The organism is Kitasatospora sp. NPDC085464 (assembly GCF_044541955.1).
Lineage (GTDB): Bacteria > Actinomycetota > Actinomycetes > Streptomycetales > Streptomycetaceae > Kitasatospora.
The window spans coordinates 52,323-72,305 of record NZ_JBITTM010000022.1 but is presented as its reverse complement, the minus strand read 5'-3'; the positions used below and the strand labels follow the sequence as shown (position 1 = coordinate 72,305).

Sequence of the window (19,983 nt, the reverse complement as noted above, 5' to 3'; positions counted from 1 at the left end):
CGATCGGCACCGATGGGCGACGGTCGGCGACGGACGACGGGTGTCGACGGATATCGACGGATCAGGCCGGGTGGCCCGGGGTGAACGAGACCGGCAGCGCCACCAGCCCGCGCACCCAGGCCGACGGCCGCCACACCAGCGCGTGCTCGGCGACCGCCAGCCGGAGGTCCGGCAGCCGGTCCAGCAGCACCTCGATCGCGGTCGTCGCGATCACCTCGGCCGCCTCCTGGGCCGGGAACGGGCAGCCGTGCTCGCCGTAGGAGTAGCTCATGTGCGCCCGGTTGCCCTCGGCCGGCCGGCCGTCGGCCTGCCGCACCGACGGGTCCGCGTTCGCCCCGGCGAAGCCCAGCAGCACCATGTCGCCCGCACCGATCCGCTGGCCGCCCAGCTGGGTGTCCCGGACCGCCCAGCGCCCGGCGAAGATCTGTGTCGGGGTGTCCTCCCAGAGCGCCTCGTTCAGCGCCTGGCTGATGCTGCGCCGACCGCCCGCCAGCGAGGCGGCGAACCGCTCGTCGGTCAGCATCAGCCGCAGCGCGTTGGAGATCCAGTACGAGGACGGCTGGTGGCCGGCGATCAGCAGCACCCGCAGGTCGCGCATCACCTCGTCGTGGTTCAGCCCGGCCTCGTGTTCCAGCATCCGCGAGGCGACGTCGGCGCCCGGGTGCTCGGCCTTCTCCTCGACCAGGGCGAGCATCAGCTCCAGCAGCCGCTGGGCGCCGGCCGGCGCGTCCGGACCGCCGTCCAGCATCGACAGCAGCGCCGCGATCAACTGCGGCGCCTGCTCCTCGTCCAGGCCGAGCACCCGGCACAGCACCAGCAGCGGCATCCGGTGCGCGTACTCGGCGACCAGGTCCGCCTCGCCGCGGCCGGCGAACTCGTCGATCAGCCCGTCGGCGATCTCCTCGGAGTGCTTGCGCAGCTCGTACGGGTCGATCCCGGCCAGTGCGTCGGTGACCGCGCGCGAACGCCGGACGTGCTCCTCGCCCTCGGCGTACAGGATCGAGGGGACGGGCGCCATCATCGGCTTGAGCGGCCAGTCTGCGGGCAGCGTCTCCCAGGCGTTCCACCGGCTGGAGTCACGGCCGAACAGCTGCGGCTGACCGGTCACCAGCTGCAGCTCGCGGTAGCCGATGACCAGCCAGGCGGGCACGCCGCCGGCCAGCTCGACCGGGGCGACCGGGCCGTGCGCGGCCCGCAGCTCGCGGTAGAGCTGGGCCGGGTCGGTCTGGAAGCGCGGCCCGTACAGCGGCGTGGCGCCGGCGTGCGCCGGGCAGCCCGGCGGCGGGGTGACGGCGGGCTCGGTCACGGGGTGCTCTCCTCGTACATCGCGGTGGGGGCCGCTGCCGGGGCGGCAGCCTCTTCGGAGCCGGTCGGGTCGGCTGCAGGGGCACCGGCCGGGTGGCCGGCCGCGTCGGCACCAGCCGGGTCGGCACCGGCGACACCGGCGGCCTCGACTGCCTCGACGGCCTCGGCCAGGTAGGCCTCGTCGGCGCCGGCCAGGGCCGCCAGGTGGTGGACCAGTTCGATCAGCACCCGCTTGCCGGACTCGCGGTCACGCGCGTCGCATTCCACCAGCGGCACCTCGGCCGGCAGGTCGAGCGCCTCCCGGACCTGCTCCAGGGTGTGGGTCGGCTCGCCGAAGTTGTTGCGGGCCACGACGAACGGGGTGCCGTGGTGCTCCAGCCGGTCGATCGCGTACCAGGAGTCCTCCAGCCGCCGGGTGTCGACCAGGACGACCGCGCCCAGGGCGCCGCTGAACAGCCGGTCCCAGAGGAACCAGAAGCGTTCCTGCCCGGGCGCACCGAACAGGTACAGCACCTGGCGCTCGGAGAGGGTGATCCGGCCGAAGTCGAAGGCGACCGTGGTGGAGCGCTTGCCCCAGGAACCGGCCGGGTCGATGCCCTCTCCCGCCCGGGTCATCACCTCCTCGGTGTTCAGCGGGCGGATCTCGCTGACCGAGCCGACCAGGGTGGTCTTGCCCACGCCGAAGCCGCCGACCACGACGATCTTCAGCGCGTTGTCGGCGGTCGCCCGCAGCGGAGTGCGCCCGGCGGGCCGGACGTCAGAGCCGTTGGAGGCCATGCAGCACCTGCTTCAGCGTGTCGAGGTCGGGCAGCCGGGCCTTGTTCGTCGCGAACCGGGGGTGGCGGGCGGTGACCGCCCCGGACTCCAGCAGGTCGCCGAGCAGGATCTTCACCACCGAGACGGGCAGCGCCAGCTCCGCCGCCACCTCCACGACGGCGGTCGGGGCCTCGCACATCCGCAGGATCCGGACGTGCTCCGACTGCATCCCGGGCGTCGGCTGCCGTTCGGCGACGATCAGGGTGACCAGGTCGAAGGCGTTCTCCGGGGCGCGGCTGCGGCCCTTGGTGATGGTGTAGAGGCGGTCCGGGTCGTCGTCACGGCCCGGCAGCACCGACCCGTCGGTCATATCCCCGCGCCCTCCGGTGTGGCGGCGCTCCCGTCCGCCGCCCCGTCCTCCGTGCTGCGGGCCGGGGCGCTGAGGTGGATGCCGATCTGCTCGATCAGGCCGTGCATGTTGTGGCCGACCACGCCGACGTCCGCGTCGTCGTCCGTGACCACCGCGAGGTGCGCGCCCTCGCCGGCCGCCACGATGCACAGGATGCCGCCGTGGAACTCGGTCATCGACTGCCGGACTCCGCCGCTGCCGTCGCCGAACTCGATCGAGGCGCCGTGCGCCAGGCTCTGCAGGCCGGACGCGATCGCGGCCAGCTGATCGGCCTGGTCGTTGCCGAGCCCGGCGGTGTGACAGAGCTTGAGGCCGTCGGCGGAGAGAACCAGGGCGTGCCGGGTGCCGGGGGTTGCCGCCAGCAGGTTTTCCAACAGCCAGTCGAGGTCGCGGTCGGGGGCGCTGCTCATCAGGTGTCCTTCTCGGTGACGGGGGAAGCGTCGGGCGTGGTGTCGGTGTCCGTGGTCGGCGTCCCGGTGGAGTGCTGCTCGCCCTCCACCGGACGGGCGGCGGCCCGGCGGAACGCGCCGAACCGGGCGGCCGCGCTCGCCGCGTCGGTGCGGACGGGCCTCGCAGCCCGGTCCGCCGCCGGAGCGGTGGCCAGCGTCTGCCCGCGCCGACGCTGCGGCAGGCCGCTGTCGGTCACGCGGGCGGGCGCGGGCGGGAGCGGGGCGGCGGTGACGGGTGCGGTCGGGGCGGTGAGCGCGGTCGGGGCGGTGCGTACGGTCGGAGCGGCCAGTACGGTCGGTGTGGTGAGCGCGGTCGGTGCGGCGGGCGCCGGCGGCAGGGGGGTGGGGGCCGGGCGTGCGGGGGTGAGCGCCGGGCGCGCGGCCTCGGCGGCCGGTGCCTGCGTCGGGACGGCCGCCGGGGTGGGCGCCGGAGCGGGGTGCGAGACCAACTGCTGCGGGATCAGCATCACCACCCCCGTACCGCCGCGCGCCGACGGCCGGAAGGAGATCTGCAGCCCGTGCTTGCGGGCCAGGACACCGACCACCGCGAGGCCCAGCCGGGTACCGGCGGACAGCATGGTCAGGTCCAGCGGCTCGGCGGAGACGGCCCGTTCGGCCCGGCGCAGCCAGCTGTCGCTCAGGCCTAGCCCGCTGTCCTCGACGGTGACCACCAGCCCGGCCGGCACCTCCTCGACGTAGACGTGCACCTCGGCCGGCGGGGCGGAGAAGTTGGTGGCGTTGTCCAGCAGCTCGGCCAGCGCGTGCATGACGCCCTCGGCGGCGTACCCGGCGACCGCGGCGGTGCTGGCGTTGTGCAGCCGCACCCGCTGGTAGGCGCCGATCCGGCCCAGCGCACCGCGCAGCACCGACTCCACCGCGATCGGCTTGGCCCAGCGGCGGCCCGAGCGGGCCCCGGTGAGCACCGCGATGCTGTCGGCCATCCGGCCCGCCTGGGCGGTCGAGTGGTCCAGGCTCAGCAGGTCGCCGAGCACCTCCTCGTCGTGCCGGTGCTGCATCTCGCGAAGCTCGGCGTGCATGCTCGTGGCCAGCGCCTGGACCCGCCCGGCGGCGGTCGCGCAGACCGCGAGCGCGGCGGCCCGCAGCCGCTCGCCCCGGCCGATCTCCTCACCGACGGCGCGCAGCAGCGCGTACTGCGGGTGCTTGCGGTGGGCGGCCAGCGCGCTGTCCACGGCGGCGCCGGCGCGCAGCTTCTTCACCACCTCGGGCAGGACACCCTCGGCGATCAGGTCCAGCTCGGCGCGCTCGGCCTCGGCCCGCGCCCGCTCCGTCTCCAGGCCGGCCCGCTCAGCCGCCAGCTCGGCCCGCACCCCGGCCAGCTCGGCGTCCAGCTCGGCCCGCACCCGGGCCAGCTCGGCGTGCGCGGCGGAGACGTCCGACGCCGCCCGGGCCTGCTCGGCCCGGGCGGCGTCCCGCTCGGCCTCCGCAGCGGCGGTGCGGCCCTTGGCCGCCGCCTCGGCCTGCCGGGCGGCGCCGGCCACGACCAGCGCCGTCATCGCCTCCTGGTGCCGGTCCTCCACGTCCTCGGCCAGCCGGTGGGAGCGCTCGGTGCCGGTCGCGGCGAGGCCGACGGCTATCAGCCACAGGACGGTGACGGCGCCCACCGCGAGGGCGGTGAGCGGCTGGTGCGCGCCCAGCGCCCGGCTGACGCCGACCGGTGCGGCGACCAGCGCCAGCAGGACGGCGGCCGCCGTCAGGGCGACGGTACGGGGTGCGGGCCGTCGGCGCGGCCGGCCGTCGGGGCTGGTGGCTTCTCTCATCGGTGCGGTCCTCGGCAACGTCGGCGGGCGGCGGCACGGCGGCGGATCGGCGACGGTCGCGACCGCCGACAGCTGGTGGGGCGCATACCAGACCGCCCGGCGACGTCGCGAAACGTCTCCGGGCGGCTGATCGGTTCACGCTTGTCGGCCGATCATATCGATTCAGACATTGGCCTCAAGCGGCCAGTTGACGGGCAGTCTCCTCCATCCACGACCCGTACACCGATTCGCGACGCAACCGCCGCACGACCGAGCGGCCCGGTTCACAACCGGGGCTTCACTCCAGCGTCCGCTCGACCGCCTGCCGGACGGCCTTCGGATCCAGCCCGTGGTCGACGACCACCCGCACCCCCAGGCCCTCCCCCTCGCGGAGCACGCCGAGCAGCAGGTGCCCGACCCCGATCTCCCCCGACTTCAGCCGCAGCGACTCCCGCAGTGACAGCTCCACCGCCTTCCTCGCCCTCGCCGTGAACGGGATGTGCCCGCCCCTCGCGCCGCCGGAGCGGAACCAGCCCCGACGCTTCGGCGCCTCCTCGGGCGGGGCGTCCAGCGCGCCCTCCCCGAAGACCGACTCGACCGCCTCCCGCACCGCGTCCAGATCGACCCCGATCGAGGCGAGCGCCTGCGCCTGGCCGGTCTCCCCCAGCAGGCGGCGCACCGCCTGCCGAGCCGTCCCGTGGTCCAGGCCGGCCTCCGTCAGCACCCCGGCGGCCGGGTCCTCCGACCGGCCCAGGACCGCCAGCAGGAGGTGCTCCGTGCCGACGTAGCCGTGCCGCAGCTCCCGCGCCTCCTGCTGCGCGGCGACCACGACCTGCCGCGCCGACTCGGTGAATCGCTCGAACATCCCTCAGCCTCCGTCCTGGTCCCCGCCGGTTCCTCGCCGGGCGTACTTCTTGTGCACCGCCTGCCTGGTCACCCCGAGGCAGACCGCGATGTCCTGCCAGGACCAGCCCTGCGACCGGGCGCTGCCCACCTGCAGGGCCTCCAGGCGGTCCGCCAGATCGCGCAGGGCGCGGACCGCCCGGAGCCCCACGGCCGGGTCACGGCTGCTCGCCGCGGCCGCGAGTTCTCCGCTCTCGCTCATGCTGTCAACTTTGGTTGACACTCGCGCGGATGTCAACCCTGGTTGACAACTCTGCCGAGGGCTCCGCCTGCGACTCCGCCGGCGACCCGGCCGACGACCCGGGCCTCAGCGGCCGCCGAACCGACGCTCCAGCGCCTCCTCGAAGGTCCCCCGGCCCACCGCCCGCTCCGGCGCCAGGTTCCCGCCCGCCCGCAGCCCGCGGCCCGCCGCCCCCGGCACCCGCAACGGCAGCAGCACCCGCCGCTTGCCCGCCGCCCGCAGGTACGCCCCGGCCAGCTCCCGGTACGTCCGCACCTGCGGCCCGCCCACCTCCGGCGCGAACCCCGCGGGCTCCTCCCCCACCAGGGCGACGACCGCCGCGGCCACCTCCCGGACGTCCACCGGCTGGAACCGCGCCCCGCCGAGCACGGGGAACACCGGCAGCTTCACCGAGGCGTCGAAGAACCTCAGCAGCAGGTCGTGGAACTGCGTCGCCCGCAGCACCGTCCACCCCAGCCCCGACTCCCGGACCACCTGCTCACAGGCGAGCTTCGTGTTGTAGTACGCCATCGGCACCCGGTCGATCCCCACGATCGACACGTACAGCAGGTGCCGGACGCCGGCCTCCCGCGCCTGCGCCACCAGCGTGCGGACCGCCGCCACGTCCGCCTTCCTCTGCGTGGTCGCGCAGTCGACCACCACCTCGACCCCGGCCATCGCCCCGGCGATCCCGGCCCCGCTCACCAGGTCCCCGACCACCCACTCGACCCCGTCGTCCCCGCTCCGCGCCCGCCGGCTCAACCCCCGCACCGCCACCCCGCGCGCCACCAGCAGCCGCACCACCTCCCGTCCCAACGTCCCCGTCGCCCCGGTCACCAGCACAGTCCCGTTCACCACACCGCTCCTCTCGTCGACTGCCTTCCCCCTACGGACCGGACACGGCCCCGATCCGTGACATCGGCGGGTTCGGAGCACGAAAAGAGGCGGGGCGAGGACACGAAGTCCTCGCCCCGCCTCGGGTTTCACCTCATCGGGTGGAACCGGGGTCGATCACGATCAGCTGCAACCGCTGGTGGAGCCGCAGCCCTCGCAGAGGTAGCAGCTGCCGGCGCGGCGCATCTTGGTGCCGCAGGAGAAGCAGAGCGGGGCGTCGGCGTTGAGGCCGAGCTGGATCTCCATCAGCTCCGTGGAGTTGTGGGCCTGCTTCGGGGCCGCCTTGGGCGCCTCGACCGCCGGAGCCGGGGCCGGCTTGGCGGCCACCGGGGCCGACTGGGCGAGCGACTCGGTGTCGAGCTCCTCGGCCTCCAGCGGCTCGTAGGAGCCGGTCTCCAGGTGGCGCGTGCGCTCCTCGACGGAGTGGATGCCGAGCGCCGAGCGGGTCTCGAACGGCAGGAAGTCCAGCGCCAGGCGGCGGAAGATGTAGTCGACGATCGACTGCGCCATCCGCACGTCCGGGTCGTCGGTCAGACCGGCCGGTTCGAAGCGCATGTTGGTGAACTTCGAGACGTACGTCTCCAGCGGCACGCCGTACTGCAGGCCGACCGAGACGGCGATCGAGAAGGCGTCCATCATGCCCGCGAGGGTCGAGCCCTGCTTGGACATCTTCAGGAAGACCTCGCCCAGGCCGTCGTCCGGGTAGGAGTTGGCGGTCATGTAGCCCTCGGCGCCACCGACCGTGAAGGAGGTGGTGATGCCCGGACGGCCCTTGGGCAGACGCTTGCGGACCGGGCGGTACTCGACGACCTTCTCGACCGCGGCGGGGGCCGCGGCCTCGTCGGCCTTGGTCTCGGAGTCCTTCTTCTTGGCCGACAGCGGCTGGCCGACCTTCGAGTTTTCGCGGTAGATGGCGAGCGCCTTGACGCCCATCTTCCACGCCTCGAAGTAGATCTCCTCGACGTCCTCGACGGTCGCGGCGGCCGGCATGTTGACGGTCTTGGAGATGGCGCCGGAGATCCACGGCTGGATCGCGGCCATCATCCGCACGTGCCCCATCGGCGAGATGGAGCGCTCGCCCATCGCGCAGTCGAACACCTCGTAGTGCTCGGACTTGAGGCCCGGCGCGTCCACCACGTTGCCGTGCTCGGCGATGTGGGCGACGATCGCCTCGATCTGCTCGTCCTGGTAGCCGAGGCGCCCCAGGGCGCGCGGGACGGTGCCGTTGACGATCTGCATCGAGCCGCCGCCGACGAGCTTCTTGAACTTGACCAGGGCCAGGTCGGGCTCGACGCCGGTGGTGTCGCAGTCCATCATCAGGCCGATGGTGCCGGTCGGGGCGAGGACCGAGGCCTGGGCGTTGCGGAAGCCGTTCTCCGCGCCGATGCGCACGACGTCCTGCCAGGTCTTGTTGGCCGCCAGCCAGACCGGGGCGTCCAGCTCGTCCACCGAGACGGCGTCGAGCGAGGCGTCCGCGTGCTGCTTCATGACCTGCCGGTGCGCGACCGCGTTGCGGGCGTAGCCGTCGTACGGGCCCACCACGCCTGCGAGTTCGGCGCCGCGGCGGTAGGCGGTGCCGGTCATCAGGGAGGTGATGGCGCCGGCCAGGGCGCGGCCGCCCTCGCTGTCGTAGGCGTGGCCGGTGGCCATCAACAGGGCGCCGAGGTTCGCGTAGCCGATGCCGAGCTGGCGGTAGGCGCGGGTGGTCTCACCGATCTTCTCGGTCGGGAAGTCGGCGAAGCAGATGGAGATGTCCATCGCGGTGATGACCAGCTCGACGACCTTGGCGAAGCGCTCGGCGTCGAAGCCCCCCTTACCGTCCTGAGGGGCGTCGTCCCGCAGGAACTTCATCAGGTTGAGCGAGGCGAGGTTGCAGCTGGAGTTGTCCAGGTGCATGTACTCGGAGCAGGGGTTGGACGCGTTGATGCGGCCGGACTCCGGGCAGGTGTGCCAGTGGTTGATGGTGGAGTCGTACTGGATGCCCGGGTCGGCGCAGGCCCAGGCGGCCTCGGCCATCTTGCGGAACAGCTTCTTCGCGTCGACGGTCTCGATGACCTCGCCGGTCATCCGGGCGCGCAGGCCGAACTCGGTGCCGTTCTCGACGGCGGTCATGAATTCGTCGGAGACGCGGACCGAGTTGTTGGCGTTCTGGTACTGGACGGAGGTGATGTCGTCTCCGCCGAGGTCCATGTCGAAGCCCGCGTCGCGCAGGGCGCGGATCTTCTCCTCCTCCTTCACCTTGGTCTCGATGAAGGCCTCGACGTCCGGGTGGTCGACGTCGAGCACGACCATCTTGGCCGCGCGGCGGGTGGCGCCGCCGGACTTGATGGTGCCGGCGGAGGCGTCGGCGCCGCGCATGAAGGAGACCGGGCCGGATGCGTTGCCGCCGGAGGACAGCAGCTCCTTGGAGGAGCGGATCCGGGAGAGGTTGAGGCCGGCGCCGGAGCCGCCCTTGAAGATCATGCCCTCTTCCTTGTACCAGTCTAGGATCGACTCCATGGAGTCGTCGACGGCCAGGATGAAGCAGGCGCTGACCTGCTGGGGCTGCTTGGTCCCGACGTTGAACCAGACCGGCGAGTTGAAGCTGAACACCTGGTGGAGGAGGGCGTGGGTCAGCTCGTGCTCGAAGATCTCGGCGTCGTCCGCGGTGGCGAAGTAGCCGTGCTTCTCGCCGGCGGCGCGGTAGGTGAGCACCACGCGGTCGATGATCTGCTTGAGGCTCCACTCGCGCTGCGGGGTGCCGACGGCGCCGCGGAAGTACTTGGACGTGACGATGTTGACGGCGTTGACCGACCAGAAGTCGGGGAACTCGACGCCGCGCTGCTCGAAGTTGATCGACCCGTCGCGCCAGTTGGTCATGACGACGTCACGCCGCTCCCAGCGGACCGCGTCGTACGGGTGCACGCCAGGAGTGGTGTGGATGCGCTCCATCCGCAGACCGCCCTTCGGGGCCTTGGCGCCCTTGGCCGCGGCCTTCTCGGACTTCGACCCGCGTGCGGAACCGCTCGTGGTGTCTGTCACTTCTCGCTCCTCCTCCTGGGCAAACGCCCGAAGTGCCCTGAAAAGTCCGGGCACCGCTGGTTCGTTCTTCCGGTGTGCGGGCAGGCGGGGACGCTGCCTGCCTTCGCACGGTTTGTAGTGTTCTGCGCCCCGTTTCCGGGCACGCCGGGGCCCCGTGGGGCCTTGTGGTGCGGCCGGGCCCCGACTGGGGCCGGTGACGCCGGCGCCTCCTAGGGCGCGGCGGCGGAGACGGACACGCGGGCGTCGTCCGTCTCCGGGGTGCGGGGCCGTTCGGCGCGGAGTTCCGCGATGGCGGCCTCGAAGTCTTCCAGTCCGTCGTAGGCCTGGTACACGCTGGCGAAGCGCAGGTAGGCGACCACGTCGAGTTCCTTGAGCGGGCCGAGTATGGCCAGCCCCACGTCGTGGGTGGTCAGCTCGGCGCTGCCGCTGGCGCGCACGCACTCCTCGACCCGCTGGCCGAGCTGGGCCAGCGCGTCCTCGGTGACCGGTCGGCCCTGGCAGGCCTTGCGGACGCCGGTGATGACCTTCTGCCGGGAGAACGGCTCGGTGACGCCGCTGCGCTTGATGACCATCAGCGCGGCCGTCTCCACCGTGGTGAAGCGGCGGCCGCAGTCCGGGCACTGCCGACGGCGGCGGATGCAGCTGCCGTCCTCGGTGGTCCGGCTGTCGACAACGCGGCTGTCGGAATGCCGGCAGAAGGGGCAGTGCACCTCGGGATCCCTCCCTGGCAGATCGTGCGGACCAGTCGAGTCTATGCGATGCGCCCCCGGCCTCGGCAAGCTGATCATGCGCGGCGACCACTAGTACTGGGCACGGAGAGGACTGTAGCCACTACATCTAGGCCTTCGGGGGAAGTGACACCCCTGGCGTGTCGACGCCGATTAGACTGCCGGAGTCGGGTTCTGGTCGAACATTTACTCGATGTACAACAAAGCCTTGATCGAGTCAGCCAACTCCCGAATAATTCACTCGAACGTGTGTTTGGCGCAACCTTTCGATAGGAGGTGCGTTGGGCTGGAAAAGGGAGAGGACAGCCGTCGAGAGGGGCCGCCGTGAACACGATCGAAAGCAACACCATCCCGGTGCAGGAACACTCCCAGTTCAAGGTGGGGCAGCGCACCACGAATCAGCAGAGCGTGGACATCAGCATGGACCGCAGCGAAGACCACCGGCTCTCCGGCACGGCCCTTTCCGGCTCCAACCGCGTGCCCGACCAGCCGATCGAACACTCCTCGGCGATGGACGACACCCACTCCTCGCCCGCCCGCGCGATGCCGGGCCGCCCGCCCGGGATCCGCACCGACGAGGCCGGGCTCACCGAGCGCCAGCGCCGGGTGATCGAGGTCATCCGGGACTCCGTCCAGCGCCGGGGCTACCCGCCGTCCATGCGCGAGATCGGCCAGGCCGTCGGCCTCTCCAGCACCTCCTCGGTGGCGCACCAGCTGATGGCCCTGGAGCGCAAGGGCTTCCTGCGCCGGGATCCGCACCGTCCGCGCGCGTACGAGGTCCGCGGCGTCGAGGTGGCCCGCCCCAACACCGCCGAGACGGCGGGCCGCCCGTCCACCTCCTACGTGCCGCTGGTCGGTCGGATCGCCGCCGGCGGGCCCATCCTGGCCGAGCAGACGGTCGAGGACGTCTTCCCGCTGCCCCGCCAACTGGTCGGCGAGGGGGAGCTGTTCGCGCTCACCGTGCGCGGCGACTCGATGATCGAGGCAGCCATCTGCGACGGCGACTGGGTCACCGTGCGCCGCCAGCCGGTCGCCGAGAACGGCGACATCGTGGCCGCGATGATCGACGGCGAGGCCACGGTCAAGCGGCTCAAGCGCGAGGACGGCCGGATCTGGCTGATGCCGCACAACCCGGCGTACGAGCCGATCAACGGCGACAACGCGACCATCCTGGGCAAGGTCGTCGCGGTGCTGCGCCGCCTCTGACGCCCTCCGGCGCCCTCGGAGACCCCCGGACACCCTCCGGCGGCCCACGGCAACGGGAAGGGGCTCCACCGCGATCCGCGGGGAGCCCCTCCGTCGTCCCCTCCCGGGCCCGCACCGACCGGGAACGCCGGCCGGAGCACCACGGCCCAGGACGATCAGCCGGCGATCAGCCCCGCTTCACCACCGGCCGCACCGGAGCCGCCGAGGCGTCGATCGCCGCCAGCGAGCGGCGGACCTGGTTGCGGTCCGTGGTGTACCAGAACTCGGGCATCGAGGAGCGGAAGAAGCCCCCGTACCGCTTGGTCTCCACCCGCGGGTCGAGCACCGCCACCACGCCGCGGTCGTCCGCCGCGCGCACCAGCCGGCCCGCGCCCTGCGCCATCAGCAGCGCCGCGTGCGTCGCCGCGACCGCCATGAAGCCGTTGCCGCCGCGCTGTTCGACGTCCTTCTGACGGGCGCTCATCAGCGGGTCGTCGGGCCGGGGGAACGGGATGCGGTCCATCACGACCAGCTGGCAGGCCGAACCGGGCACGTCCACGCCCTGCCAGAGCGAGAGCGTGCCGAACAGGCAGGTGGACGCGTCCGAGGCGAACTCGCGGATCAACTCGCCGAGGGTGTCCTCCCCCTGGAGCAGGATCCGCTGGTCGAGCCGTTCCCGCATCGCCTCGGCGGCGGCCTGGGCGCCGCGCATCGAGGAGAACAGGCCCAGTGTCCGACCGCCGGCCGCGCCGATCAGCTCGGCCAACTCGTCCAGCATGTCGGGCCGTTCGGGATCGCGCCCGGGGTCGGCCAGGTGCTTGGCGACGTACAGGATGCCCTGCTTGGGGTACTTGAACGGGGAGCCGACGTCGATCCCGCGCCAGTGCGGCACCGCGTCCTCGCCGAAACCGGGGCCGGGCTCGGGGTTGTCCCCGGCCGTCCGGACGTCCGGCAGCCGGGTCTCGGACGGCAGGCCGACGGAGGCGGCGACACCGTTGAAGTCCCCGCCGAGCTTGAGCGTGGCCGAGGTGAGGACGACCGAGCGCTCCTTGTACAGCCCCTCGCGCAGCAGCCCGGAGACGCTCAGCGGGGCGACCCGCAGCGAGGCGGTGCCCAGCCCGTAGCGGTCGCTGCGCTCGATCCAGACCACGTCGTACTCGGAGTCCTCCAGCAGCCGCTCGGCGGTCTCGTGCAGGGTCTCGGCCGAGGCCATCGCCTGCTTGCGGACGGCGTCCTCGTCGCTGAGCCCCTTGTCCCTGGTCTCGCCGAGCGAGCTGATCACCTGGCGGGCGGCGTCCCGGATCGCGGTGACCGCGTACGCCAGGTACTCGGGCAGTTCCTCAACCCGGCCGGGCTGGGCGGTCTCCATCAGGCCGTGGTAGTTCTCGGCCGCGGCCTGCAGGGCGTCCACGGCCTTCTCGTTGGCGAGCCGGGCGGCCCGCTTCACGGCCCGGTTGACCGCGCCGACGGTCAGCTCGGCGGTGGCCGCACCGGTGACCCGGTTGACCAGCTCGTGCGCCTCGTCCACGATCAGCAGCCCGTGTTCGGGCAGCACCGGAGCGCCCTCGATCGCGTCGATCGCGAGCATCGCGTGGTTGGTGACCACGACGTCCGCCAGCTTGGCCCGCTCCCGCGCCTTCTCGGCGAAGCACTCCTGCCCGTACGGGCAGCGGGTGGCGCCCAGGCACTCCTTGGAGGTGACCGACAGCTGGGCCCAGGCCCTGTCGGAGACGCCGGGGCTCATGTCGTCCCGGTCCCCGGTCTCGGTCTCCTCGGCCCAGTCGCGCAGCCTCAGCACGTCCTGCCCGAGCTTGCCGGTGGGCCCGCCGAGCGCGTCCACCGGGTCGAACAGGCCCTCGCCCTCGTCGCTCGGGGTGCCCTCGTTGGCCCGGTGCAGGCACAGGTAGTTGGAGCGGCCCTTGAGCATCGCGAACAGCGGGCGGCGGCGCAGCACCGGGTGCATTGCCTCGACGGTGCGCGGCAAGTCCCGCTCCACCAGCTGGCGTTGCAGCGCCAGGGTGGCGGTGGCGACCACCACGCGGTCCCCGTGGGCGAGCGCGGGCACCAGGTAGGCCAGGGACTTCCCGGTGCCGGTGCCGGCCTGGACGAGCAGGTGCTCGCCGTGGTCGACGGCGTCGGCGACGGCCTCGGCCATCCGGACCTGGCCGGGGCGTTCGACGCCGCCGACGGCCGCCACCGCGGCGTGCAGCAGCTCGGGGATCCGCGAGCGCGGGACGGCCACGGCTTCCCCGGCGTCGTCGCCGAGGTCCGCCGCCCGCTGGGATTCGGAGTCGTGGGATTCGGAGTCGTTCGTCATGACCCTCCCACCCTACGGGGCGGGGGTGACAATCCGGTCCCGTTGCGCGGGCAGCCGCACGTCCACCGCCACCAACGCGTTCGGCACGGTCCCGAACCGGGCGGCGTGCGGGCGGTGAGGGCGGTCCTGGTAGCCGTCGAGGAGCAGCCGGTTGCGGTTGAGGCAGAGCCGGTCGATCCGGGGCCGGAACAGGTCGAACAGCTCGAAGCGCTCGCGCAGCTCGGGGAAGCGGTCCTGGTGGCGCAGGACCTCGGCGCGCAGCAGGGCCCAGAACTCGGTCTCGGGCAGTCCGGTCTGCGCCTCCAGCAGCGGGGCGAGGTAGCGGAAGACGCCGATGAACAGCCCGGAGTGGATGAACTGGCAGAGCCCCTGCGCCCCCTCCCGCAGCAGCACGTCGGCGACCTCGGCGGGCAAGTCGCGCAGCTCGGGCAGGTCCTGCGAGCTGAGGTTGACGTCGTCCACGAAGTCCTTGACCGCGAGCCGGGTCGGGGTGTCGCGCTCGTCGAAGACCACGATGGCGTTCTCGCCGTGCGGGGAGAAGACCAGCCCGTACCGGTAGAGGAAGTGCAGCAGGGGCGGCAGCAGCGCGGCGAACAGCCGGCCGGTCCACTCGGCCGGGGTGAGGCCGGAGCGGGCGATCAGCTCGGCGGCGAGGGCCCGCCCGTCGGAGCCGGTCTGCAGCAGGGCGGCCAGGGTGCGGGCGCGCTCGCCGCCGTCCAGGAAGGGGCCGAGCGGTTCGCGCCAGATCGCGCCGAGGAGTTCCTTGTACTGGTACGGGGCCTCGGGCATCGCGCCGTAGACGGGGTGGTCGACGGTGACGGAGGCGATCTCGCCGAGGAGGATCACCCGGCACTCGTCGCGCAGGAACGGGTCGGCGTCGCGCAGGCCGTGCAGCCAGGCGGTGACGGCGGGCGCGGCCAGGGTGCGTTCGGTGGGCAGGCCGCGCCAGACCAGGGTGTTGAGGATGGACAGGGGCAGCTTGACGGTGCAGCGCTCGGGGTGGGCGGTGTTGAAGAAGGAGCGGATGGACTGCTGGGGCAGCCGTGGGTCGCCGTCCGAGGGCAGCGGGACGATCTCGCCGGAGGCGATCCAGGGCGCGAACAGGGGCAGGACCGTCTCCTCCCACTGCCAGGGGTGGACGGGCAGCAGCAGGTAGTCGTCGGCGTCCGGGCCGAGGGCGGCGCGCAGTGCCCCGACGTCGTCCAGCTCGCGGGCGTACAGCTGCTCGGGGTGTTCCAGGCCGGGCACGCCCCGGTACTCGGCGAGCCGGCGGTGGACGGCGATCCAGGGCAGTGGGCGCGGGCTGCGGGCCTCCGGGGCCCAGCGGGCGGCGTCGCCGGCGGAGAAGCCGATCCGGCCCTTGTTGGGGACGATCCAGGGGTGGCCGCCCTGCCGGCCCTCCAGCGCGGTGTGGTCGAGCTCGGCGAGTTCGGCGGCGGTGAGCGCGGTGGCGAGCTGGCGGGCGTCGGAGGTCAGGGTGGCGGAGAGTTCGCGGATCAGGTGGGCGGTGGTCTCGCCGCGCATGCCGAGGGTCTGCCGGGCGTACGGCAGGAAGCGCAGCGGGTCCAGTCCGTCGGGGCGGGAGCAGCTGATCGACTCGGGCTCGACCTGCCATCCGTCGTAGGCGCCGCGCCGGGCGGTGAAGCGGTACTCGACCTCGGGCAGCTTCAGCAGGTACTCGCCGTCGAGGGCCCCGGGCGCGGGTTTGAGCAGTTCCTCGTAGGCGAACTCGCCGAGCATCTTGGCGAGCAGGGCGCGGCCGGCCCGCTGCCAGTGCCCGGCGGTGAGGTGCGGGGGCAGGTAGAGCGGCGGTTCAGCGGCCGACGGTTGCGGCACGGGTCAGCTCCTGGGGGCGGGGGAGGACGGGGGTCTGTTCGAGGGGTGCGCTGACGGGCGGTGGCGGGACGGACGGCGCGAAGCCGGTCCAGGCGGTGCGGTCGGGCAGCCGGTGGACGGTCCGCCCGGTGACGGCGTTGAGGATCACGGCGGCGCGGTGGGCGCCGAGTCCCAGGTCGGGGGTGCCGACGCCGTGGGTGTGCAGTTCGGCGTTCTGGACGTAGAGGCCGCCGGTGAGCCCGGGCCGGGTGGCGACCCGGTGGTCCAGGTCGACCCGGTAGCGCCCGGCCTCGTCCCAGTCGATGAGGTCGGCGAGCGGTTCGAGCGCGGCCGGGCGGGCGGCCCGGTAGCCGGTGGCGAGCACGACGGCGTCGGTGCGCAGGAGGTGCTCGGCGCCGGAGTCGGTGTGCCGGCAGTGCAGTTCGAGGCCGCCGCGGGTGCCGGTGACGGCGGTGCCGGTGACGGCGGTGCCGGGGGTGATCTCGACCGGGGCGTCGTCGATCGGGCGGCCGATGGTGCGCTCGTAGAGGTGGTCGTGGATCTCGGCGAGGGTCTCGGCGCTGGCGGCCTTGTGGAGCTGCCACTGGGCGGTGACCAGGGCGTCCCGGACGGGTCCGGGCAGGCCGTGGAAGTAGCGGGTGTAGTCGGGGGTGAAGTGCTCCAGGCCGAGCTTGGAGTACTCCATGGGTGCGAGGGCCCGGGTGCGGGTGAGCCAGCGCAGCCGGACGCCGTCGTCCCCGTGGCGGCGGAGCAGGTCGAGGAAGACCTCGGCGCCGGACTGCCCGCTGCCGATCACGGTGATGTCCCGGGCGCCGGCCAGGTCGGCGCGGCGGTCCAGGTAGTCGGCGGAGTGGAAGGCCCGTGGGTGGTCGGCGAGGCCGGCGAAGGCGTCGGGCAGGACCGGGCGGGTGCCGACGCCGAGGGCCAGGTTGCGGGCCCGTACGGTGGACCGCCGACCGGTCGCGGTGTCGGTCAGCTCGACCCGGTAGCAGGGCTCCTCCCCCGGTGCGGCGGCCCAGTGCAGGGCGGTGACCTCGGTGCCGAAGCGGCAGTTGGCCAGCCGCTCGGCGGCCCAGCGGCAGTAGTGGTCGTACTCGCGGCGCGGCAGCTGGAAGCGCTCGGCGAAGTAGAACGGGAACAGCCGGTCCTGTTCGCGCAGGTAGTTGAGGAAGGACCACGGGCTGGTCGGGTCCACCAGCGAGACCAGGTCGGCGAGGAACGGCACCTGCATCCGGGCGCCGTCCACCAGCATCCCGTGGTGCCAGCGGAACTCCGGGCGCTGGTCGCAGAAGAGCGTGCGCAGGCCGGGGACGGGCTGGGCGAGCGCGGCGAGCGAGAGGTTGAACGGGCCGATGCCGACGCCGAGCAGGTCGTACGGCGGCGGTGCTGGGGTGTCCACGGGGTGTCCTAGGCGGGGTCGGGGCCGGGCTGATCGGCCGGGGCCGGGGGCGGATCGGCCGGGGCCGGGGGCGGGACGGTCGGGCCGGGAGGGATCGGGGCGGGGCGTGGTCGGCCCGGGCGGGTCGGGTGCTGCACGGGCCCCGCGGGTCGGGGCTACACGGCGCGGGGAGCCCGGGCCCGCACCATCAGGGCGGCGCGCTTGTCGGGCAGGTCGAGTTCGGCGGCCGCCCGGAACCCGGCCCGTTCGAAGGCCCGGACCGAGCGCCGGTTGCGGACGTCCGGTTCCGCGACGACCCGCTCGCAGGCCGGGCGGCGGCGCAGGATCCGTTCGGCGAGCGCGGCCAGCAGGACGGCCCCGAGCCCCCGGCCACGGCTGGCGGCGGGGCCGAGCAGCAGGTGGACGCCGGTGTCGTGCGGCCGGGCCGGGTAGTGCGCGGCCAGCGGGTCGAGGTCGGCGCGGTAGACCTCCCAGTAGCTCATCGGCTCGCCGTCGAGCAGGCCGAGGCAGGGGACGCTGCGGCCGTCGCCGTCCAGCTGCGCCCGGACGTGCCGGCCGGTGGCCTCCGGCGGCCCGGCGAGCTCCCAGAACGCCGCGACCTCGGGGTCGTTCATCCACCCGGCGAGCAGCTCCAGGTCGGCGGGCAGCCGGACCGGGCTGAGCCGGAACTCGCCGGCCGGGGTGGGGATCGCGCCCCACCCGGGCAGGTCGTCCAGCATCAGCCACCCGCCACCGGGTTGGGGATGTCCACGTAGACGGACTGGCTGGCGACCGGGCCGACCAGTTCGTCCATGCCGTTGATCCGGGTGAGCAGGTTGGCCTTGCAGGGCAGCGTGGGCGCGTCCAGCAGCAGGGCGGGCAGCGCCGAGCCGGTGGCGGCGACCCGCGGTCCGGCCAGGAACCGGCGCAGCGCGGCCAGCAGCACCGTCTCGTCGGCCAGTCGCTGGGAGCCGAGGGCGCCGATCAGGCCGAGGACGTGGTTGATCCCGAGGTAGTAGGCGAAGTGGTGGTCGATGACCGGGTCCGGCAGGAAGGTGTCGCTGTCGGCGCCGAGGCCGGGCAGCCGGGTGGTGAGCCGTTCGGCGGCGCTCTCCCGGTAGTAGTAGCCCTGGTTGTCGCGGTAGCGGCCGCCGCTCGGCCAGCCGTCGGCGTCCAGCAGGACGAGGCTGTTCTGCTGGTGCGCCTCCAGGGCGATGCCGCCCCGGCCGTCCAGCCACAGGATGGGGAGCACCACGGCGTCCAGGTAGCGCAGGAACCATTCGGCCGTCACCGTCGGCAGCGGGCGGCCGCAGCGCACGGCGAGCGTCCGCAGGGTGTCGCCGAGCCGGGAGGGCACGGTGTCGCCGGTGCCGAGCGGCTGTTCGGCGACCAGTCCGGCGACGCACAGCGCGCGCTCGGCGGGCGCGAAGGGCTGGGCGCGCAGCACGGTGTCCAGGCCGCCCGGGTCGCCGAGCGCCGGGTGGTCGACGCCGATCCAGGCCGGGTCGCGGACGATGTCGAAGCCGGGGTGGGCGGCCCGCCACTCGGCGGCCAGGCCGCTCTCCAGCAGCCGGTGCATCTCCAGGCCGCGGTGCAGTTCCTTGCGCAGGTTCTCCCGGCGGGAGTTGGTGATCCGCAGGCCGAGCGAGAGCTTGAGCATCCAGGGGGTGCCGGGCCGGTAGACGGTGCGCACCGAGGAGGTGGGGTGCCAGGGTTCGCCGGCCGGGCCGAGGTCGTGCAGCAGTCCGTCGGCGAGCAGCGCGGCGACGGCCGGGCGGTGGGCGAGCTCGCGGGCCTGCCAGGGGTGCAGGGGCAGGGCTGCGGTGCCGGGCGGCAGGGCGAGGCGGCCGTCGAGCAGCCCGGCGGTGAGCCGGTCGGCGCTCTCGGCGACGGCGGATCCCGCGGCGAGCAGCTCGCGGTCCACGGCGTACCAGTGGAGTTGGAAGGAGCCGTGCAGTTCGGGCGAGTAGGCGGCGCTCTGCGCGGGGCCGAGGCCGTCGCGGCTCTTCGGGGTGGGGTGCAGCGGGTGGCCCAGCAGCAGGGACTGCTCGGCGGCGAGGAAGTGCGAGCGCTCCGGTCCGCCGGGCACGGCGGCGGTGCGGCGGTGCGCGAGGATCTCGGCGGTGCGGACGACCGAGTCGGCGACCCGGGCGGCGAGGTCGGCGACCTGCCCGGGGTCGGGTCGCTCGGCGGCCGCGGCGGCGAGCAGCGCGGCGGCGGTGACGGCGTCCACCGGGGCGTCGGCCCCCTCCGGCACGACGCCGCCCGCGCCGGCCGCGAGGGTGGCCGGACCGAAGCGGTGCCAGCCGCCGGGCGACCAGTAGCGGACCGGGGCGGTGAGCCGGGCGGCGCCGCCGAGGACGGCGATCCGCAGCCGGCCGTCCGGGCCGGGCCGGGCCCCGGTCTCCCGCGTCCAGCAGCGCAACAGGGCTTCCACGGCGGCCTGTTCGGCGGCGACGGAAGGGTCGGGGTGCAGCAGCGGGTCGGGCCCGGGCTGGTGCTCCTCGCGCACGGGCTCCGCCGGCTGCGGCGGTTCGGGCGGGGCTCCGGTGAGGGCGGTGCTCAAGGCTGCTCCTTGGGGCGCGTGGGGGTGCGGACGCGCGCTGTGGTGGAGGGGTCGGCGAGCGCTCTCACCGTCGCGTCAGGTAAGGGTTACCTATCCCTGAGGGGTGATCACAAGGACGGCTCACTCGTCCGGGTGAAGATCGGGGATTGTCCACCATCGGGGCGAAATGCCCTGCTGTGCCAACGAGCCGACCGGTCCCACGTCACGGACCGGCGACCTCCTGACGGGCCCGCAACCGGGGGGCGGACACGGTCGTCCT

The 19,983-nt window shown here is 73.6% G+C and carries 16 protein-coding genes; 1 reads left to right on the top strand and 15 read right to left on the bottom strand.

Translation table 11 applies throughout. The features are described 5' to 3' along the window. Window positions 1-61 precede the first annotated feature (61 nt). The 10 genes from ACIGG8_RS20740 to nrdR all read right to left on the bottom strand — a co-directional run bounded on the left by ACIGG8_RS20740 (window position 62) and on the right by nrdR (window position 10,424). Window positions 62-1,306 carry a cytochrome P450 gene (locus tag ACIGG8_RS20740; protein ID WP_396549676.1) on the bottom strand — a complete coding sequence of 415 codons (1,245 nt, stop codon included), beginning with the start codon at window positions 1,304-1,306 and terminating at the stop codon, window positions 62-64. Continuing rightward, on the bottom strand, window positions 1,303-2,082 hold the full coding sequence (locus ACIGG8_RS20735; protein WP_396549674.1) for a GTP-binding protein: 780 nt from the start codon (window positions 2,080-2,082) through the stop codon (window positions 1,303-1,305). Before ACIGG8_RS20735 ends, ACIGG8_RS20740 begins: the two co-directional genes overlap by 4 nt. Then, window positions 2,063-2,431 carry a DUF742 domain-containing protein gene (locus ACIGG8_RS20730; protein WP_396549673.1) on the bottom strand — a complete coding sequence of 123 codons (369 nt, stop codon included), beginning with the start codon at window positions 2,429-2,431 and terminating at the stop codon, window positions 2,063-2,065. Before ACIGG8_RS20730 ends, ACIGG8_RS20735 begins: the two co-directional genes overlap by 20 nt. Then, on the bottom strand, window positions 2,428-2,880 hold the full coding sequence (locus tag ACIGG8_RS20725) for a roadblock/LC7 domain-containing protein (RefSeq protein WP_396549672.1): 453 nt from the start codon (window positions 2,878-2,880) through the stop codon (window positions 2,428-2,430). The genes ACIGG8_RS20730 and ACIGG8_RS20725 overlap by 4 nt, the downstream gene beginning before the upstream one ends. Next, complete coding sequence (locus ACIGG8_RS20720) at window positions 2,880-4,697, bottom strand: sensor histidine kinase (RefSeq protein WP_396549670.1); 1,818 nt, start codon at window positions 4,695-4,697, stop codon at window positions 2,880-2,882. Before ACIGG8_RS20720 ends, ACIGG8_RS20725 begins: the two co-directional genes overlap by 1 nt. Window positions 4,698-4,974: 277 nt before the next feature. Beyond that, entirely contained in the window at window positions 4,975-5,541 is a 567-nt protein-coding gene (locus ACIGG8_RS20715) for a Clp protease N-terminal domain-containing protein (protein ID WP_350523368.1), read from the bottom strand. Window positions 5,542-5,544: 3 nt separating this feature from the next. Continuing rightward, on the bottom strand, window positions 5,545-5,781 hold the full coding sequence (locus ACIGG8_RS20710; RefSeq protein WP_396549668.1) for an RNA polymerase subunit sigma-70: 237 nt from the start codon (window positions 5,779-5,781) through the stop codon (window positions 5,545-5,547). Between the two features lie 105 nt (window positions 5,782-5,886). Further along, complete coding sequence (locus ACIGG8_RS20705; RefSeq protein WP_396549666.1) at window positions 5,887-6,654, bottom strand: SDR family oxidoreductase; 768 nt, start codon at window positions 6,652-6,654, stop codon at window positions 5,887-5,889. 162 nt (window positions 6,655-6,816) lie between these two features. Continuing rightward, on the bottom strand, window positions 6,817-9,714 hold the full coding sequence (locus tag ACIGG8_RS20700) for a vitamin B12-dependent ribonucleotide reductase (RefSeq protein ID WP_396549664.1): 2,898 nt from the start codon (window positions 9,712-9,714) through the stop codon (window positions 6,817-6,819). Between the two features lie 209 nt (window positions 9,715-9,923). Next, a complete protein-coding gene (gene nrdR / locus ACIGG8_RS20695; protein WP_350523372.1) occupies window positions 9,924-10,424 on the bottom strand; it encodes a transcriptional regulator NrdR in 501 nt (166 codons plus the stop codon). A gap of 438 nt (window positions 10,425-10,862) precedes the next feature. On the opposite strand from nrdR, the gene lexA reads away from it, so the two are divergent. Then, entirely contained in the window at window positions 10,863-11,648 is a 786-nt protein-coding gene (lexA, locus tag ACIGG8_RS20690) for a transcriptional repressor LexA (RefSeq protein WP_396549750.1), read from the top strand. A 166-nt stretch (window positions 11,649-11,814) separates the two neighbouring features. On the opposite strand, the gene ACIGG8_RS20685 is transcribed toward lexA, so the two are convergent. The 5 genes from ACIGG8_RS20685 to ACIGG8_RS20665 all read right to left on the bottom strand — a co-directional run bounded on the left by ACIGG8_RS20685 (window position 11,815) and on the right by ACIGG8_RS20665 (window position 19,724). After that, window positions 11,815-13,944, bottom strand: coding sequence for an ATP-dependent DNA helicase (locus ACIGG8_RS20685; protein WP_350523374.1), 2,130 nt, complete (start codon window positions 13,942-13,944; stop codon window positions 11,815-11,817). Between the two features lie 12 nt (window positions 13,945-13,956). Further along, window positions 13,957-15,780, bottom strand: a complete 1,824-nt coding sequence (locus tag ACIGG8_RS20680; protein WP_396549661.1) for an IucA/IucC family protein — start codon at window positions 15,778-15,780, stop codon at window positions 13,957-13,959. Further along, window positions 15,758-17,179 (bottom strand): lysine N(6)-hydroxylase/L-ornithine N(5)-oxygenase family protein, encoded by a 1,422-nt coding sequence (locus tag ACIGG8_RS20675; protein ID WP_396549660.1) that lies wholly within the window; start codon window positions 17,177-17,179, stop codon window positions 15,758-15,760. Before ACIGG8_RS20675 ends, ACIGG8_RS20680 begins: the two co-directional genes overlap by 23 nt. A gap of 155 nt (window positions 17,180-17,334) precedes the next feature. Further along, window positions 17,335-18,006, bottom strand: coding sequence for a GNAT family N-acetyltransferase (locus tag ACIGG8_RS20670; protein WP_396549748.1), 672 nt, complete (start codon window positions 18,004-18,006; stop codon window positions 17,335-17,337). Then, window positions 17,898-19,724, bottom strand: a complete 1,827-nt coding sequence (locus ACIGG8_RS20665) for an IucA/IucC family protein (RefSeq protein ID WP_396549659.1) — start codon at window positions 19,722-19,724, stop codon at window positions 17,898-17,900. The genes ACIGG8_RS20670 and ACIGG8_RS20665 overlap by 109 nt, the downstream gene beginning before the upstream one ends. Window positions 19,725-19,983 lie beyond the last annotated feature (259 nt).

Bases quoted from the DNA above. Each gene is read 5' to 3' on its own strand.
- ACIGG8_RS20735 (WP_396549674.1), bottom strand. From the start codon at position 2,082: ATGGCCTCCAACGGCTCTGACGTCCGGCCCGCCGGGCGCACTCCGCTG.
- ACIGG8_RS20730 (WP_396549673.1), bottom strand. From the start codon at position 2,431: ATGACCGACGGGTCGGTGCTGCCGGGCCGTGACGACGACCCGGACCGC.
- ACIGG8_RS20725 (WP_396549672.1), bottom strand. From the start codon at position 2,880: ATGAGCAGCGCCCCCGACCGCGACCTCGACTGGCTGTTGGAAAACCTG.
- ACIGG8_RS20720 (WP_396549670.1), bottom strand. From the start codon at position 4,697: ATGAGAGAAGCCACCAGCCCCGACGGCCGGCCGCGCCGACGGCCCGCA.
- ACIGG8_RS20715 (WP_350523368.1), bottom strand. From the start codon at position 5,541: ATGTTCGAGCGATTCACCGAGTCGGCGCGGCAGGTCGTGGTCGCCGCG.
- ACIGG8_RS20710 (WP_396549668.1), bottom strand. From the start codon at position 5,781: ATGAGCGAGAGCGGAGAACTCGCGGCCGCGGCGAGCAGCCGTGACCCG.
- lexA (WP_396549750.1), top strand. From the start codon at position 10,863: ATGGACCGCAGCGAAGACCACCGGCTCTCCGGCACGGCCCTTTCCGGC.
- ACIGG8_RS20685 (WP_350523374.1), bottom strand. From the start codon at position 13,944: ATGACGAACGACTCCGAATCCCACGACTCCGAATCCCAGCGGGCGGCG.